The 16,613-nt window shown below is 64.5% G+C and carries 17 protein-coding genes; 12 read left to right on the forward strand and 5 right to left on the reverse strand.

Annotated elements, in window-relative coordinates; genetic code table 11:
• Positions 1-5: 5 nt before the first annotated feature.
• A complete protein-coding gene (locus LJ754_RS12530; RefSeq protein WP_227926851.1) occupies positions 6-401 on the forward strand; it encodes a hypothetical protein in 396 nt (131 codons plus the stop codon).
• Positions 402-442: 41 nt separating this feature from the next.
• On the opposite strand, the gene LJ754_RS12535 is transcribed toward LJ754_RS12530, so the two are convergent.
• Together LJ754_RS12535 and LJ754_RS12540 are read right to left on the reverse strand one after the other, a co-directional pair.
• Positions 443-1,195, reverse strand: coding sequence for a ZIP family metal transporter (locus LJ754_RS12535; RefSeq protein ID WP_227926852.1), 753 nt, complete (start codon positions 1,193-1,195; stop codon positions 443-445).
• Between the two features lie 74 nt (positions 1,196-1,269).
• Positions 1,270-1,566, reverse strand: a complete 297-nt coding sequence (locus LJ754_RS12540; protein WP_227926853.1) for a hypothetical protein — start codon at positions 1,564-1,566, stop codon at positions 1,270-1,272.
• Between the two features lie 410 nt (positions 1,567-1,976).
• Between LJ754_RS12540 and LJ754_RS12545 the strand changes: the two genes are divergently transcribed.
• Complete coding sequence (locus LJ754_RS12545; RefSeq protein WP_227926854.1) at positions 1,977-2,801, forward strand: glycerophosphodiester phosphodiesterase; 825 nt, start codon at positions 1,977-1,979, stop codon at positions 2,799-2,801.
• Here LJ754_RS12545 and LJ754_RS16745 read toward each other — a convergent pair.
• The gene (locus tag LJ754_RS16745; RefSeq protein WP_227926855.1) at positions 2,798-3,616 is read right to left on the reverse strand and encodes a DeoR/GlpR family DNA-binding transcription regulator; all 819 of its coding nucleotides are present in this window, start codon (positions 3,614-3,616) and stop codon (positions 2,798-2,800) included. The two genes, LJ754_RS12545 and LJ754_RS16745, sit on opposite strands and share 4 nt — an antisense overlap.
• Before the next feature lie 162 nt (positions 3,617-3,778).
• Here LJ754_RS16745 and LJ754_RS12555 point away from each other — a divergent pair, with 162 nt between their 5' ends.
• The 3 genes from LJ754_RS12555 (at position 3,779) to LJ754_RS12565 (ending at position 6,704) form a co-directional block, all read left to right on the forward strand.
• Positions 3,779-4,756 carry an N-acetylglucosamine kinase gene (locus LJ754_RS12555; RefSeq protein ID WP_227926856.1) on the forward strand — a complete coding sequence of 326 codons (978 nt, stop codon included), beginning with the start codon at positions 3,779-3,781 and terminating at the stop codon, positions 4,754-4,756.
• A 10-nt stretch (positions 4,757-4,766) separates the two neighbouring features.
• Positions 4,767-5,705 (forward strand): DMT family transporter, encoded by a 939-nt coding sequence (locus LJ754_RS12560; RefSeq protein WP_227926857.1) that lies wholly within the window; start codon positions 4,767-4,769, stop codon positions 5,703-5,705.
• Between the two features lie 84 nt (positions 5,706-5,789).
• Positions 5,790-6,704 (forward strand): DUF5996 family protein, encoded by a 915-nt coding sequence (locus LJ754_RS12565; RefSeq protein WP_227914368.1) that lies wholly within the window; start codon positions 5,790-5,792, stop codon positions 6,702-6,704.
• Here LJ754_RS12565 and LJ754_RS16965 read toward each other — a convergent pair.
• Positions 6,701-7,384, reverse strand: coding sequence for a GntR family transcriptional regulator (locus tag LJ754_RS16965; protein ID WP_227914365.1), 684 nt, complete (start codon positions 7,382-7,384; stop codon positions 6,701-6,703). The genes LJ754_RS12565 and LJ754_RS16965 overlap by 4 nt on opposite strands.
• Before the next feature lie 135 nt (positions 7,385-7,519).
• The gene (tcuA, locus tag LJ754_RS12575) at positions 7,520-8,998 is read right to left on the reverse strand and encodes an FAD-dependent tricarballylate dehydrogenase TcuA (protein ID WP_227926858.1); all 1,479 of its coding nucleotides are present in this window, start codon (positions 8,996-8,998) and stop codon (positions 7,520-7,522) included.
• Positions 8,999-9,234: 236 nt separating this feature from the next.
• Here tcuA and LJ754_RS12580 point away from each other — a divergent pair, with 236 nt between their 5' ends.
• The 7 genes from LJ754_RS12580 to LJ754_RS12610 all read left to right on the forward strand — a co-directional run bounded on the left by LJ754_RS12580 (position 9,235) and on the right by LJ754_RS12610 (position 16,609).
• Entirely contained in the window at positions 9,235-10,215 is a 981-nt protein-coding gene (locus LJ754_RS12580) for a tripartite tricarboxylate transporter substrate binding protein (protein ID WP_227926859.1), read from the forward strand.
• Positions 10,212-10,841, forward strand: coding sequence for a tripartite tricarboxylate transporter TctB family protein (locus tag LJ754_RS12585; protein ID WP_227914360.1), 630 nt, complete (start codon positions 10,212-10,214; stop codon positions 10,839-10,841). Before LJ754_RS12580 ends, LJ754_RS12585 begins: the two co-directional genes overlap by 4 nt.
• Positions 10,841-12,382 (forward strand): tripartite tricarboxylate transporter permease, encoded by a 1,542-nt coding sequence (locus LJ754_RS12590; protein ID WP_227914358.1) that lies wholly within the window; start codon positions 10,841-10,843, stop codon positions 12,380-12,382. Before LJ754_RS12585 ends, LJ754_RS12590 begins: the two co-directional genes overlap by 1 nt.
• Positions 12,383-12,484: 102 nt before the next feature.
• Positions 12,485-13,492 carry a sugar-binding transcriptional regulator gene (locus LJ754_RS12595; protein ID WP_227926860.1) on the forward strand — a complete coding sequence of 336 codons (1,008 nt, stop codon included), beginning with the start codon at positions 12,485-12,487 and terminating at the stop codon, positions 13,490-13,492.
• Between the two features lie 99 nt (positions 13,493-13,591).
• Positions 13,592-14,248 carry a deoxyribose-phosphate aldolase gene (gene deoC, locus LJ754_RS12600; RefSeq protein WP_227914353.1) on the forward strand — a complete coding sequence of 219 codons (657 nt, stop codon included), beginning with the start codon at positions 13,592-13,594 and terminating at the stop codon, positions 14,246-14,248.
• The gene (gene fucP, locus LJ754_RS12605; RefSeq protein WP_227926861.1) at positions 14,248-15,603 is read left to right on the forward strand and encodes an L-fucose:H+ symporter permease; all 1,356 of its coding nucleotides are present in this window, start codon (positions 14,248-14,250) and stop codon (positions 15,601-15,603) included. Before deoC ends, fucP begins: the two co-directional genes overlap by 1 nt.
• The gene (locus LJ754_RS12610; protein WP_227926862.1) at positions 15,590-16,609 is read left to right on the forward strand and encodes an aldose 1-epimerase family protein; all 1,020 of its coding nucleotides are present in this window, start codon (positions 15,590-15,592) and stop codon (positions 16,607-16,609) included. Before fucP ends, LJ754_RS12610 begins: the two co-directional genes overlap by 14 nt.
• Positions 16,610-16,613: the final 4 nt, after the last annotated feature.

The raw sequence follows: 16,613 nt of genomic DNA on the forward strand, positions 1-16,613 counted from the left end.
AAGGAATGGAACGGCTTCGCGGCGAGACGGCCCCAAGTGCCGCTGCCTCCTTCGAGGTCCGGCAACTCACTTCTGCTCACCGGACTGAGGACGGAACACCGCCCACCGGGCAGGAAGCCGTGGCAGAAGTGCGTGACGGCGTTCTTTCGGCAGTCAGGGGGCTTCGTCACGCAGCACTCACCGACGACGATGAGCAGCGGGAGAACGTGGCCGATTGGGTGGAAGCCATGTTTACAGGAATTACCGATGAGCAGTCGCTGCGTCGATCCGCTGCTAAGTCGCTGGAACTGTACCGCGGGGGAGCGGGCGGCTTTGCGGACTACGGCACCGCAGTCATGGCAGAAGCGGGCCACAACCTCGGGCTGGCATTGATTCGCGGACGGGACCTTCCGGACACGTAAAGCCCGTCTGGCCCTGACGCCACCACCTCCCGCCCCGGTACTCAGCCCAAACGGTGAATGGAAAAGGCGACCAGGAACCCGAAGGAAGCAATCAGACCGGTCAGCACGTGGCTCTCTTCGAAAGCCTCGGGAATCATCGTGTCCGCGAGCATGGCCAGGATGGCTCCGGCGGCAATGGCAGTAATGAAGGCGATCAGCTCCACGGGTGCACCCTGCAGGGCAACAAAGCCGAGCAACGACGCCAGTCCGCACAGGATCGCGATACCGCCCCACACACCGAAAACGTACTTGGCGCTGCGCCCGGAACGCTTCATACCCGCAGTGCTGGAAAGCCCCTCGGGCACGTTGGAAATGAAGACAGCAGCAAGCATGGCCGGGCTGACCGCTGACGCCGTTACCAGCCCCAAACCCAGCACTACGGATTCCGGAATGCCGTCCAGCAGTGCACCCACTGCAATGGCGCCGCCGCTGCCCGGACTGTCCTCCTCGCGGGGGTGCTTGTCCCCGGAACGCTTCCGGTGCCGGGCACCGGCCCGGGCCAGCAGGGTATTGGCCCCCACATACGCCACCGAGCCGGCGAGGAAACCCCAGACGGTGGCCGCGAGGCCGCCGGATTCCACGGCCTCGTCCACCAGCTCAAAGGCCAGGGCGGAAATCAAAACACCGGCGCCGAAAGCCATCACCGAAGAGACGATCTTCGCCGGGATATGCCATTTCCACGCAATGGCGGACCCGATCACCAGCGCCGATCCGGCCACCGTTCCCCACAGCAACGCGTCATACCACGAGCCCAAAGACGTTCCTCTCTCCGTTTACCGAAGATCAGCATACTGATACTTGGGCCAGCAGGTTCCATCTCGCCTCCGGTCTATTCGGCCTCGAAGGCCCGCGCACGGACCAGGGGAACGCGCAGCTTGGACACGGCATCAGACATGAGTTCGGTTCCAACGTCTGAGAAGGACCCCATTCCGCCATAGAGGCCAAGACAATCGGCAGCGCGCTCCCGCAGGTCGCCCGCTTCGGTCACACCCGCAAACAACCCTTCGATCCTTGCGGCCACCCCGGATCGCCAGTCGTCGTTCTCCAGGCGGGCTGCGTCCCGGACAGCGGCAGCGGCTGAAAGGATCTCGTCCCGGATCTCTTCCACCGGCTGCTGGATACTCAACGCCGAAACCTCTGCCGGAGGGGAGAGGATCTCCACCCGGTTTCCGAACGGGTCCTTGCAGTGGAACCGTTCGGCGACGGCGGCTTGGGCACCTCCGTCAGGCCCAGCGCCTCGCCGTAGAAGCGCCGGGCGGAGTCTTCGCCGTCGGCCGGCATTGAAACCTGGACATGGTGTAACCGCATATTTCCCCTGACAGTGCCCGCGAACCCCCAAGCGGGGTGTTCACGCACCGTTAGCCTAGCGTTCGCGACCCCGTAAATCCGGGCAGTTAGCGTGGCACACATACAGCCGTGGCGTTGGGCACGAAGTTCGGCGCCAGGCCCGCGGGAGGCCTAACGTCGAAGTGGACGAGCCACCGTCCGGCGGCGGCTGCAACATCAATGTGCGAAGTGTGACGAGGTACCCCGCAGGTGGCATACAAGACAGGACAGACGGCACTTCAAGGGCACCCTCCGCTGGTGGTGGGGCACCGCGGGAACAGCGGTTCGGCACCCGAAAACACAGCGGCTTCCTTCGCCCGGGCGCGTGCAGCCGGAGCCGACATGATCGAAACCGATGTCCGCCTCACGGCCGACGGCGAGTTGTTCCTTTTCCACGACGAGACCGGCTTCCGCACTACCAACGTGGCGCAGGTCTACCCGTTGCGGGCCGGCGATCCGATCACTTCCTTTACTGCAGGAGAGCTTCGCCGGCTGGATTGCGGAGCGTATTTCGACGCGCAGTACGCCGGAGAGCCGGTGCTCTTCCTCGCCGACCTTCCCGAGGCGGTGGGTTTTGACCTGGGCATCAACCTGGAGATCAAGGCGCCGGCCAGCTCGCCGGGCGTTGAACAGGCCCTTGCCTCAATGCTGGCCGACCATGATGACTGGGTGCGGCTGCGCGAAACCCGGCCGGTGACGGTCAGTTCCTTTGACCCCGCCGCCGTGGGCAAGGCGGCTGACTGCAACCTGCCGGCATGGCAGCTGGTCGACGCCGATCCGGACGCCCTGCTCCTGGACGGGTTGGATCCGCGGACAGCCGGGGTGGTGGCTAATCACCTGTGCCTTACCGACGACGGCGCCGCAGCGGTCCGCGCTGCCGGACTGGGCCTGTGGGTCTACACGGTCAATGCTCCGGCACACAGCGCGAAGGTCCTGGCGCTGGGGGTGGACGCTGTGATTACGGATTACCCGGAAAACCTGCGGACAGTTGTCGGCGGCAGCAGGGAGCAGTCCCTCCTTCCCCTCGCGGGCTAGCGGGCGCGGGCCACAACGTGGACCCTTACACCCGCCCGGGATATCTTCTCCAACGCCGTCGGGTCTGCGGTTTCATCTGTCAGGAAATCGTCGATCTGACGTAGTTCCGCCATTTTCGCCAGGGTCATTTTGCCGACCTTTGATCCGTCGGAAACGACAATAACGCGCTGGGCCGCCTCGACCATCGCCCGGTTGGTCCGGGCCTCCGTGGCGTCATGGGTAGTCACTCCGCCCTCGACGCTGATCCCGTCAGTGCCAAGGACAGCAGTGCCGATGTTCATTGACGCGAAGGCCGATTCGGATAGCGGCCCCACTGCCTCGAGCGAGCTGGCGCGGACGGTACCCCCGGTGATGATGACGTTCAGCCTCGGATTCGCGGCGCAGTCGACGGCAATGGTCAATGCGTTCGTAATGATGGTCAGGTTCGTTCGATAGTGGAGAGCGCGTACGACTTCCTGCGTCGTGGTGCCGCCGCTGACTGCAAGGGCGTGGGGCCCTGATGGAATCATGAGCGCCGCCTGCCGTGCAATAAGGCTTTTGGTCCCCGGCGCCTGGGCGTCCCGCAGCCGCACCGGAATCTCCCTGCTCGAGCCCCTGGCCCTTGCGCCGCCGTGTGTCCTGATCAAGAGCCCCTGTTCATCCAGGGCGGCCAAGTCGCGTCGAAGGGTCGCTTTGGATAGCCCTAATTGCTGGGCGAGACCGTCCAGGGAGGCATAGTGCTCGTTGTGAAGCACGGACAATATCCGGTGCATACGGTTGAGGCGTTTCCTGCTGATGGCATGGGGGCGGAGTTCCTCTATTCCCCGGTCTGACATGGCGGCCGCCTCCCATCCGCGCAAAATTTCTGCTCACTTTAGCACCGGGTATTGATATTTATTGCGCAAAGCGAACACTTTACTCATCGCAGGTACGACGCGGGACGCAAACGCCAAAAGGAGCGGGCCATGCCTGGATTTACTGCGCCTACAGCCACCGGAATGCGTACATATTTAGGTGTTGACGGAGGAGGAACGAAAACAGCGTTTGTCCTGATTGACGCAACCGGCCGAGTACTGGCCGAAGTGGAGCAGCCAAGCTGCTACTACGTGGACGAAGGCATTGAGCTTGTAGCAACAGTTCTGCGCAAAGGCATAGAAGAAATATCCCTGCAATCAGGCATAGCCCCCGCAGACATCACACAGTCATTTTTCGGGCTCCCGGGTTACGGAGAGGTCAGCGGGGATGTGGCGGAACTCCGTGCCATGCCGGAGGGCATTCTGGGATCGTCCCGCTACTCGTGCGACAACGACATGATTTGCGGATGGTCCGGCTCGCTCGCTGCAGCGGACGGCATCAACGTCATCAGCGGGACCGGTTCCATGACCTACGGCGAGCGCGCAGGCCGTACCTATAGGGCAGGAGGGTGGGGCGAGCTGTTCGGGGACGAAGGATCCGCATATTGGATTGCCGTGCGCGGATTGAACGCCTTTTCACGGATGAGCGACGGGCGGAAGCAGCGAAGCGAGCTCTACGACGTGATGCGGGCACGCATGAATATCTCCAACGACCTGGACCTGGTCGGCATTGTCCAAAACGAGTGGCACGGCCGGCGGATGGCAATCGCGGACCTGTCAAAGACGGTGGTCCAGGCCGCGGAATTGGGCGACGGACTTGCCGCGGAAATCATCCGTGACGCGTGCCGTGAACTTGTGCAGATTGTCGACGTCACCGCTATGAACCTCAGCTATTGCGCAGATGAAGCGGTTCCGCTTTCCTATTCCGGCGGAATGTTCGGTTCCGCTTACATGCGGAACATGTTCAGCGATGCGATCGGATTCCGCGCGTTCCGCTACGAACTTCGCACGCCTCTCCTCGGGCCGGGAATTGGGGCTGCCCTGTATGCCGCACGGACTGCGGGCCAACCGTTGTCCGATCCGGCGCTCGAGAACCTCCAGCAATTGCAACCCACGACCTAAGGACACCACCATGAGGAAAACCCAGTCCTGGATTGTCTACGCTTCGCTCCTGATTCTTTTCTGGGGCGTTTGGGGCGCCTTTTCCGCCTCTCCCACCACGCTCTACGGATATCCGAACGAAATGGTGTACGTGATCTGGTCACTAACCATGATCATTCCGGCGGCGTTTGCCCTCCGCCGGCAGAAATTCGACCGGCGTCCCATGGCGGCTGTATACGGCGTACTTGTGGGGCTGACCGGCGCAGGCGGCCAGCTGCTTCTTTTCGAGGCACTGTCCCGCGGACCGGCATACCTCATCTTTCCGATCATCTCGATCTCCCCGGCCATCACTGTTGTGATGGCGATCGTCTTCCTCCGGGAGAGACTCACCAAGATTGCAGTACTCGGGCTGGTGGCCGTCCTTGCCGCACTGGTCCTGTTCAGCATCTCCAGCGGGGATGACGATGCCAGTGCGGGGACCTGGCTGCTCCTTTCAATCCTGATTTGCGTAGCCTGGGGCGTGCAGGCGTTCTTTATGCGCAAAGCGGCAACCATCGGCGTGAATGACGCGACCACCTTCGCCTGGATGGCGATCACCGGCCTGCTGCTCGCACCTGTTGCACTTGTAGCCGGCGGCGGAATCCCGCTTGATGCCCCGTGGCAGGCACCGGCCCTGACCGCCGCAACCCAGCTGCTCAATGCCGTAGGCGCCCTGTTCCTCGTGATGGCGCTCAGCCGGGGGAAGGCGTCCATCGTTTCACCGGTCACGAATGCGCTGGCGCCGGCACTGACCATTGTTGTATCCCTTGCGGTGTACCAGACGCTGCCTTCCACCTACGGGCTGATTGCCATTGTCCTTGCCTTGGTGGGATCAACCCTTATGGTCTACAGCGACGAGCGCCGCGGCGAGGCCCTCAGCGAGGCGGTCCTGGCAGACGACGCCGAACGCCGGACACCCCTGTCCACGTAATCGCGGCCGTTGACCGTGTCCGGGGACGGGTTTCACACTAAGAGCAGCAGGTGCGAGGTCCGTCCCCGAGCAGAGGTGCTTCCCATGGACAAGAACTTCCTGAACTATCCCGACTGGCAGGCCACCGCGGATACCCTGCACCTGTTCCTGCAGATGGCCGGCAAGGTGAAAGTGGAACGAAGCTGTCCGGAACCGGAGTGGGCTCATGTACGGATGCCGCTGACGGTGCAGGGTATCGGCACCGGCGTGATCCCCGGTCCGGACACCAACTTCGAGATCTATTTCAACCTGCGTGAGCACCACGTCGATGTGCAGAACACCAATTACATCCGCACCCGGCTGGACCTCACCGACGGGCTCAGCGTGGCCGGCTTCTACCAGCAGCTAATGGATGCCCTTGAGTTCATCGAAGCTCCCACGCCCATCAACACGGAGCCGCAGGAATTCTATGATCCAGTGCCTTTTGATGCCGACACCAAGCACCACAGCTACGACAGGCATGCCGTGGAACTGTTCCTGGACAACCTGCACTTCGCCCAGCGGAGCCTGTCACAGTTCCTGGCACCGGTACGCGGCAAGGTGCATCTGCCGGCGTACTGGTTCGGCACCATGGACATCTCCGGAGCGATTTACAGCGGCCAGTCCGCTCCCTATCCGGGCAAGGGAGCCATTGCCGCAAACAGCTTCGATGAGCGGTTCTGCGAGTTCGGTTTCTGGCCCGGCGACCCGTCCTCCATCGAACCGGCGTTTTACGTGATGCCCTATCCGTTCCTGTCCAACATCGGCAGCTACGGCAGCATGCTGGCGCCGCCCCAGGCAGAGTTCCTCACCAAGTCCAGCGAATTCATCCTCACCCTCAAGGACGCTTTCTCCACCCCCGATCCCCAGCGTGCGGTGGTGGACTTCTGCCGCACCAGCTTCGACATCCTGCAGCGGATGGATCCGTGGAGCGACATTGAGTGGATCACGGAACCGCTGACCTACGCCCCGCAGCACTAGCGCGTGAACGGCCGGAGCGGCTGACGCAGCGCCCCTTCGCGCAGGAGCTTCAGACGGATCTGGCGGGCTGTTTCCATGTGTGCACGGGCAATGCGGCGTGCCTCATCCACGTCCTGCCGCTCAATGGCCTCGATCAGGGCCGCATGCTCGGCCAGTGCGGTATCCCAGCGGGTCTCCACGGACAGCGTGGACTGCGGGGCGTGCACCAGGTGCGTGCTGAGCCGCTCCAGCAGATCCGTCAGGACTGGATTGTGCGCACAGGCCCACACCGCCGCGTGGAATTCCAGATTGGTGGTGATCCGCGTGGTGTCATCAGGTTCCGTCAGCTGCCGGTCGCGTTCCAGCAGGGCCTCCAGCCGCATCAGGTCGGTGAACTGCCGCGCGCGGGCTGCCTGTCCGGCCGCTTCTTCTTCGAGCATGATCCGCATGTCATAGATTTGGATGACCTGTGCCGGATCGATTTCGGGCACCTGCAGCCCTCGTGCCACCCGCTCCAACAGGCGTTCCTGCTGCAGGCGGGAGAGCGCCTCCCGGACCGGAGTCCGGGAGACGCCGAAGCGTTCGGCCAGGGTTACCTCCCGCATGGGCGTACCGGGGCTGTGCACGCCGGAGAGGATCTCACTGCGCAGCGTTGCGAAGATCGCCTCACCGTCAATACGTGCTGATGCTGCTTGGGCCACTGAACGTCCTCGAAGAGATACGGAATATAACCGAAACTGTCGGTCCCAACATTACGCGGTCACACCGGCCCTACGCGGTGACGCCAGCGAGGCGCAGTCACGCCGGCCCAGCGCGGCGCAGTCAGGCCGGCGCAGTCAGGCCAGCGCGCCGGCCCGGCGGCCGAAGACGCAGCCGGCGGCCAGGCCGGACCCGCCGGGGTAGTTGATGCTGAAGAGTCCGCCCAGCATCTCGCCCGCGGCGAAGAGCCCCGGGATGGCGTTGCCCTCGGTGTCCAGCACCCGACCGGAGGTATCGCCCCGGACCCCGCCGAACGTAAAGGTGATGCCGCAGGTGACGCCGAACGCGTAGAACGGCCCGGTTTCCAGCGGATTCGCCCAGTTGCTCTTCACCGGAGCGGTTTGGGCGCCCCGGCCATCGAGCACGTTGGGATCGAACTCCACGCTGCGGTCAATGGAGGAGTTGTAGTCCGCTACGGTTTTCTCCAGCGCTTCGGGGCTGATGCCGGTCTTGGCGGCCAGCTCCGCGATGGTGTCCGCGGTTTCCACGGAGACACCGGGCATGTCGTATTCCTCGGTGCGCAGCATCGGGCGCAGCGCGGCGTCGAATATCTGCCAGGCGACGGACCCGGGCTGGCGGAGGATTTCCTTGCCGTACTTGGCGTACGTGTAGTTGCGGAAGTCTGCACCTTCGTCCAGGAACCGCTCGCCGTCGCGGTTCACAATGATGCCCAGGGGGTAGCTCTGCCGGGTGAGCCGGTTGGTCAGCTCACGGTTGCTTTCGTTCTCCGGCGTAAAGGCATCCCATTGCACGCTGTGGCAGGTGTTCCAGTCCCCGCCGCGGCCGGCGCCGGCGTCGAGCGCAGCCAGGATCATGTCGCCGGTGTTGTACGGGGTGCCGCGCACCTTCGCGTTCTCCCACCCTTCGCCCAGGTGTTCCCGGCGCAGCTGCGGATCGGATTCAAAGCCGCCGGCGGTGAGGATTACGGACTCGGCTTCGATCCGGTACTCACCAACGGGTCCGCTAACGACGACGCCGGTGACGCGGCCGCCGTCGACCACAAGGCGGGTCGCGGGGCTGGCGTAACGGATGTCAGTGCCCAGCTCCCGGGCCACCCGGACGTGGTCCGCCATCATGCCTTCGCCGCCGCCCACGTTTCCCACGTGCAGCCCGCCCCAGAACAGGTAGCTGCCGTCCGGACGCTCGTAGGCCTGGCGCTCGTACATCAGCCGGTACCTCAGTCCCAGGCCGTTAAGCCAGCGCAGGGTGGACCGGCTTTCGGCAATTAGGACCTCGGTCAGCTCCGGGTCGTTGCGCCCTTCAGTCACCTTGGCCAGGTCCGAGGCGTAGTTTTCTGCGGTGTAAGGCGGCACCACGGTGGAGGCGTGCCGGTCATCGGGTTCCACCAGTCCGGCCAGGTCCTCCAGCCCGCCGTGGACAATCCGCGTGGCGCCGGCGGTGTAGAAACTGTTGCCGCCGGAAAGTTCCTCGGCACCCTTCTCCAGGAGGATCACCTTTCGTCCGCGTTCGGCTGCGGCGTGTGCGGCGGTAAACCCGGCGTTGCCGCCGCCCACCACCACTACTTCGGTCCTGACGGTCTCCGGCACTTCTGTCATGATGCACTCCTCGTTGCTGTTGCATACAACTGTATACATTCAATCTGCGAACGGGGAAGAGTCTACGCAGATTCCCTACCCGATCCAACGACGGCGAAATGTTGAGGCACATCTTCCTTTTGTTACCGGAGCCGCGTTTGGGACTAGAGTGATGCAGGTCACTTCGGGTATAGCTGTATTGCATTGTGTACAACGCGCCCCACCCCCTCCGACAACGAAGTAATGGAACGGGAAATATGAAAAAGACCATTCGCACCGGGCTTTTTGCCCTGGTCGTAGCCGTGGTCACGGTGCTGGCGTTCGTCAACGCAGCAGCATCCGGCGGCACGGCAACCGCACGCAGCAAACTCACGCTCATCGCTCCGGCCGCCCCCGGAGGCGGCTGGGACGGGTTTGCCCGCGAGGCGCAGCAGGCGCTCCGCAGCAACGGCGTAGTGAACAATCCGCAGGTAGTCAACGTGCCTGGCGCCGGCGGCACCATCGGCCTGAGCCAGTTTGTCCAGACCCCGGGGCGCGAAGACGCGCTGCTGGTCACCGGAGGCGTGATGGTGGGGGCCATCGAACTGGCGGACAATCCCGAGTCCATGGCCGACGTCGTGCCCATCGCCCGCCTCGCGGACGATTACGCCGTGCTGGTGGTCCCGGCCGACTCCGAAATCCAGACCCTGGCCGACTTCCTCGACGCGTGGAAGGCGAACCCGGGCGCCAACTCGATAGGCGGCGGGTCCCTGGGATCCATCGACCACCTGCTCAGCGGGCTGCTGGCCCAAAAGAGCGGCATTGATCCCCGGGACGTGAACTATGTGGCGTACTCCGGCGGCGGCGAAGCCCTGACCTCCCTGCTGTCCCACACCACCGTGGCCGGCATGTCCGGCTACAACGAGGTGGCGGACCAGATCGAAGCCGGCACCCTCCGGGCACTGGCCATCTCCTCGGAGGAACGGCTCGACGGCGTTGATGTGCCCACCTTCATGGAGCAGGGAGTGGACGTTTCCATGTCCAACTGGCGCGGTGTCGTCGCAGCCCCCGGCATCTCGGACGAGGCGAAGGCCGAATTCATCGCCATCATCACCGAAATGCGCGACTCCGAGGAATGGAAGGACACGCTGGAACGCAACAGCTGGACGGACAGCTTTGCCACCGGCGAGGAATTCGAAGACTTCATCGAAGAAGAAGTTTCCACGGCACAGTCAATCGTGAAGGAGCTGGGACTATGAGCCTTGCCCAGGACAAACCGGCACCCGTGCAGCAGTCCACCAACCGGCGCGGCGGCGCACTGGAAGGCCGCAGCGAACTGATTGTCGTAGCGGTCCTCTACGCCATAGCCGTCTTCCTGGCGGTCGGCACCGCCACCATGAACGTGCAGGGCAGTGCAACACCCGGGCCGCAGTTCTTCCCCATCCTGGTCTGCGTGGCCCTGTTCGCCGTCGCCACCGCCCTGGCGATCTCGATAATCCGCCGTCCCGTCATCCCCGACACCCGGATCCATCCCGGCCGCGGCAACTTCTCCGGCGCCATGCTGGACGACCTTTCCGGTGAACACGAATTCGCCGCCGAACACCCCGCAGCAGGGGAGGGGCAGCGGAACTGGAAAACCTACTCCGACTGGCGCACCGTGGGCCTGGTGGTGGGCGGCGTGGTGGTCTTTACCGCGGCACTGAACATCCTGGGCTGGATCCTCAGCGCCGCGTTCCTGTTCTGGGTGATCTGCTACGCCATGGGCAGCAAGCGCCCCGGCTTTGACGTGGGGGTATCCCTGCTCTTCGCCTCTGCCGTGCAGCTGGCCTTCAGCGCCGGCCTCGGCCTCAACCTGCCCTCCGGCTTCCTGGGAGGGATGCTCTGATGGATCAGCTCGCACTGCTTTTTGAAGGGTTCGCCCACGCGCTGACCCCCGTAAACCTGCTCTGGGTGCTTATCGGCGCGGTGCTGGGCACCGCCGTCGGCGTCCTGCCCGGCCTCGGCTCCGCCATGGCGGTGGCCCTGCTGCTGCCGGTGACCTTCTCACTGGAACCCACCGCGGCGTTCATTATGTTCGCCGGCATCTACTTCGGCGGACTGTTTGGCGATTCCACGGCAGGCATCCTGCTGAACACGCCGGGCAACTCCTCAGCCATTGCCTCCACCTTCGAGGGCCACCGGATGGCTAAGAACGGACACGCCGCCAAGGCGCTGGCCACCGCGGCCATCGGCGCCTTCATCGGCGGCCTGATCGCCACCACGCTGGTGGTGTTCTTCGCCCCCACGCTGGTGAAGCTGGCCACCGTGTTCGGGCCGGCCGAATACTTCGCGCTGGCCGTCTTCGCGTTCCTGGCCATCTCCGCGGTGGTCTCCGAATCCGTGATCCGCGGCGTGGCTGCCCTGGGCATCGGCCTGGCCCTGGCGCTGGTGGGCATCGACGGCCCCAGCGGCACCGCCCGGTTCACCCTCGGCATGCCGCAGCTGTTTGACGGGATCTCTGTCATTGTCATCACCGTGGGCTTGCTCGCGCTGGGTGAAGTCTTCCATGTGGCCTCGCGGATCCACCGCGACCCCGTCGCCACCCGGATCGAGTCCGGCGGCAACGCCCGGATCAACTTCAAGGACTTCCGCAAGGCACTTCCGTCCTGGCTGCGCGGCACCGCTTTCGGAGCACCCTTCGGGCTGATCCCGGCCGGCGGCGCCGAAGTCCCCACCTTCCTGGCCTACGGCACAGAAAAGCAGCTCGCCAAGCGCCGGAAGGACCCGGAGTTCGGCACCACCGGTTCCATCAAGGGGCTGGCCGCACCGGAAGCGGCATCCAACGCCACCGCGGGTACCGCGATGGGCGCGCTGCTGGCCCTGGGCCTGCCGACGTCGGCCACCGCCGCCATCATGCTGGCCGCCTTCCAGCAGTACGGCATGCAGCCCGGCCCGCTGCTGTTCGAACGCAGCGGGGACCTGGTCTGGGCGCTGCTGGCTTCGCTGTTCATCGGCCTGGTGATGCTGCTGATCATCAACCTGCCGTTCGCCAGCGTGTGGGCCAAGCTGCTGAGCATTCCCCGGCACTACCTCTACGCCGGCATCACCGTGTTTTCGGTGCTGGGCGTCTACGCGGTGAGTTCCTCCCTGATCGACCTGTGGCTGCTCATCGGCATCGGCCTGGTCGGCTTCATGATGCGCCGCTACGGCATACCGTTGGCGCCGTTGCTAATCGCCGTCATCCTGGGTCCGATGGCGGAAACGGAACTGCGGCGCGCCCTGGCTGTATCCGAGGGGGACCTCGGCATCCTGGTGGGCAGTCCCATCACCGTCACGCTCTACCTGGTGCTGGTCGCGGCACTGGTAGTCAGCGCACTGCAGCACCTGCGCCACCGCCGCAATGACCGTCGGGTTCCCGACGCCGAGCCGGAGCACGAAACGGTGTAGCGCCGGCACGAAAAGACGTCATCCGACCAGCCGGCTTCACCGGACAGGGCCGGCCGCGGAATCCACCCGCGGCCGGCCCTGTTGTGTGACTGGCGTCGCAAGATGGAACAATCACCTATGCGACTCATGGGGAGAAGCGACAAGGGGGTCACTTTGATGGACGCACGCGAGAACCAGGCGCTGGACGCGGTCAAGCTCTACTACGAAGCGGGGCTGTCCCAGAGCGAGGTGGCCGAGCGCCTGGGCCTGTCCAGGCCTACGGTGTCCAAGCTCATCCAGTACGGCAAGGACCGCGGATACGTCAGCATCCGCATCCACGATCCGCGGGAAGCGGAGTCCTCCCTCGCCGCAGAGCTGCGCGAGGTGTTCGGGCTCCGGGACGTCCGCCTCGCCGTCGTGCCCGAAAACGGAACGGACCTGGTGGGCCAGCTCGGGAAGGTGGGCGCCGCCGTGCTGGCCGAAAACGTGAACGACGGCGACACGGTGGGCGTGACTTGGGGGCAGACCATGTATTCGGTGGCCCGGAACCTCAGCCGGCAGGAGCGCAGCGGCGTGGAAATCATCCAGCTCAAGGGCGGGGTGTCCTACACCACCCGGGTGACCAACGACTTTGAAACCATCACGCTCTTCTGCAATGCCTTCGGTGCTTTTGCCCGCACCCTGCCGCTGCCGGTGATTTTCGACAGCGTGGAGGTCAAACGGCTGGTCGAGGCGGAGAAACACATTCAACGCGTCATCGAGATGGGCCGGGATGCCGACGTCGCCGTCTTCACCGTGGGCGCCATCCGCGCCGACGCCATGTTGTTCAACCTGGGCTACCTCAGCGAGACCGAGAAGGCCGGCATCGCAGCCCGTGCCGTCGGGGATATCTGCTCCCGGTTTATCGACGACGACGGCAACGCCTGCGTGCCGCAGCTGGACGAGCGGACGGTCGGGATCACGCTGGGGGACCTGCGCGGAATCCGCACCCGGCTGCTTGTGGCCGGGGGAGAGGACAAGGTGGCCGCCATCGAGGCGGCGCTGCGGTCCGGCTACGCCACGCACCTGGTGATCGACGCCGCAACGGCAGGGCAGGTGCTGCGCGCCACCCAGCAGCGGGCGGCTTCCTAGCGGGCCGTTTCGACGGGCTGCACACATGTAAAAGAGCAATTTGACATGTGTTCCGAGCCACTTCTACAGTGAGTGAACACCCTCAATGAGGAGGCTCACATGTCGAAGATTTCGCAGCTCATCGATCACACCCTGCTTGCCCCGACGGCAACCGCAACGCAGATCGAAACCCTTGTCCAGGAAGCCGTTGAACACGAGTTCAAGACGGTGTGCGTCAACCCGGCATGGGTTGGCCTGGCCAGCCGCGCCGCCCAGGGCACACCGGTAGGCATCTGCACCGTGGTCGGTTTCCCGCTGGGGGCATCCACCACCGCCGTCAAGGTTTTCGAAACCACCGACGCCATCGCCAACGGCGCGGACGAAGTGGACATGGTCATCAACATCGGCTGGGCACTCGCCGGTGCCTGGGACGACGTCGAAGCGGAGATCCGCGCCGTCGTCGAGGCCGCACGGGGCAAGGCCCTGGTCAAGGTCATCCTGGAAACCTGCCTGCTCGACGCCGAGCAGACCGAGGAAGCATCCCGCTGCAGCGTTGCCGCGGGTGCAGACTTCGTGAAGACCTCCACCGGCTTCTCCAAGCACGGCGCCACCGTGGAAGCGGTCCGCATCATGCGCGAAACGGTTGGACCGGACCTTGGCGTGAAGGCTTCCGGCGGCGTCCGCACCGCCGAGGACCTGGCCCGCATGGTGGAAGCAGGCGCCACCCGCATCGGTGCTTCCGCCGGCGCAAGCATCCTCGCAGGCAGCACCATCTGATGCTCTTCAAGACCTCCGCCGTCCAGCAGCCGGACGGCTACCTCAGCCGTATCCCGTGGTTCCAGTTCCTGCTCATTTCGCTCTGCTTTCCGATGTGGGGCGCCGCTGCCAGCCTGAACGACATCCTCATTACGCAGTTCAAGTCCGTGTTCACCCTCTCGGACCTGGCCACCGCGTTTGTCCAGTCGGCGTTCTACGGCGGCTACTTCATCATCGCCATTCCGGCCTCACGGATCATCCGCCGTTTCACCTACAAGACCGGCATCCTGATCGGCCTGGGCGTTTACATCCTGGGCTGCGCGGCGTTTTTCCCGGCCTCGCACATGGCCACCTACAGCATGTTCCTGGTGGCGCTGTTCGCCATTGCCATTGGCCTCAGCTTCCTGGAGACGGCCTGCAACACGTACTCCACCCTGCTTGGTCCCAAGCCCACCTCCACGTGGCGCCTGAACGTCTCCCAGACCTTCACCCCCATCGGCTCCATCCTGGGCATCCTGCTGGGCAAGTACCTGGTCTTCACCGACGGGGACAAGCTGGAAAGCCAGATGGCCACCATGTCGGCGGACGAGAAGGTTGCCTTCAGCGCGGACATGCTGCAGCGCACCCTGATGCCGTACAAATACATCATCATGATCCTCGTGGTCGTGTTCATTGTGGTGGCCCTGACTAAGTTCCCGCACTGCAAGCCGCTGCGCGACAAGACCCATGAAGCAACCGCGCGGATCGGCGAGACGCTGGCCTACCTGGCCCGGAACAAGGAATTCCTGCGCGGTATCTTCGCCCAGTTCATGTACGTGGGCATGCAGACCGCCGTTTGGTCCTTCACCATCCGGCTGGCCCTGAACCTGGACGATTCGCTCAACGAACGCAGCGCGACCAACTACATGTTCTTCGCCTTCATCGCGTTCTTCCTGGGCAAGGTTGTTGCCAACTTCCTGATTACCCGCTTCGACGTCAATGCGGTCCTGATGGGCTTCGCCGTCCTCGGCAGCCTGGCCCTCGTCTACGTGATCCTGGTTCCGAACATCACCGCCGTCTGGGCCGCCATCCTGGTCTCCGGCCTCTTCGGACCCTGCTGGGCCACCATCTTCGGCCGCACCCTGGACACCATCACGGACAAACGGCACACCGAAACCGGCGGCGCCGTGCTGGTCATGGCCATTGTCGGCGGCGCGGTCATCCCCGTCGTCCAGGGCCTGGCCTCGGACCTGACCGACTCGCTGCAGATCTCCTTCGTGGTCTCCCTGGTCTGCTTCCTGGTGGTCTTTATGCACTTCCGCCACCTGCGCCGCAGCGAAGCCCGCACCGGCGTCGCCGGCACCCCGGAAAGGAATCCCGAGCATGTATCGCATTAACCTGGACCGGAGTTCCTTCTCCGCCGTCAAAGCAACCCTGGTGGAGTCCGCGGAGTTCACGGTCACCGCGTTCCGCTATCCCAGCGGCGTCGAATCCGTCACCGTGGCAAACTCCCGCGGCCGGGTCGAGGTCCTGCCGTTCCTGGGCCAGATGGTCTGGGACGCGGAGTTCGACGGCGTGAGCCTGCGGATGGACTCGCCCTTCCGGCAGCCCTATCCCGCCACGCTCGTCGAGGACACCTACGGCTGCTTCGCCTTCCACTCCGGACTGCTTGCCGCCGGCTGCCCCGCACCCGAAGACTCCCACCCGCTGCACGGGGAGTTCCCATGCGCGGATTTTGACGAAGCGTGGCTGGAAATCACCGGCGATTCCGTGGCCGTCTCCGGACGTTACGAATACGTCAAGGGATTCGGTGACCATTACGAGGCCGTTCCCGCTGTCCGGCTGACCGCCGGTTCGGCCATGTTCGACATCGACCTGTCCGTGACCAACCTGTCCGCGGCCCGCACCATGCCGCTGCAGTACATGTGCCACATGAACTACGCCTACTCGGACGGGGCCCGCATGACGCAGTCCCTGCCCGACGGCGCGTTCCGGCTGCGGGAAACCGTCCCGGCACACGTATTCCCGACGCCGGAGTGGACGGTCCTGAACGAGGCCATCCGCACCGGGAAGGTTCCCGCCGACGTGGTGGACGCTTCACATGGCTACGACCCGGAAATCGTGTTCCTCGCGGATAACCTGCCCGCAGGGGACGAGCTGGAATTCCGGCTGGAGCGCACCGACGGCGTCACGTTCTGCACCCGGTTCTCCGGCGCCGAGTTCCCGGTGGCCACCCGCTGGCTGCTGCACGACCCGGACCAGAAAGTGGCCTCGTTTGTCCTGCCCGGCACCTCGCGGCCCGAAGGCTTCCTGGCAGCCAAGGCCGCAGGGACACTAATTGAACTGGCGCCCGGAGCCACCCGCTCCTTCCACGTCAGCACCGGCATCAAAGAGAAGGCATAGCCCC

It is taken from the genome of Arthrobacter sp. zg-Y40, from assembly GCF_020731535.1.
Lineage (GTDB): Bacteria > Actinomycetota > Actinomycetes > Actinomycetales > Micrococcaceae > Arthrobacter_B.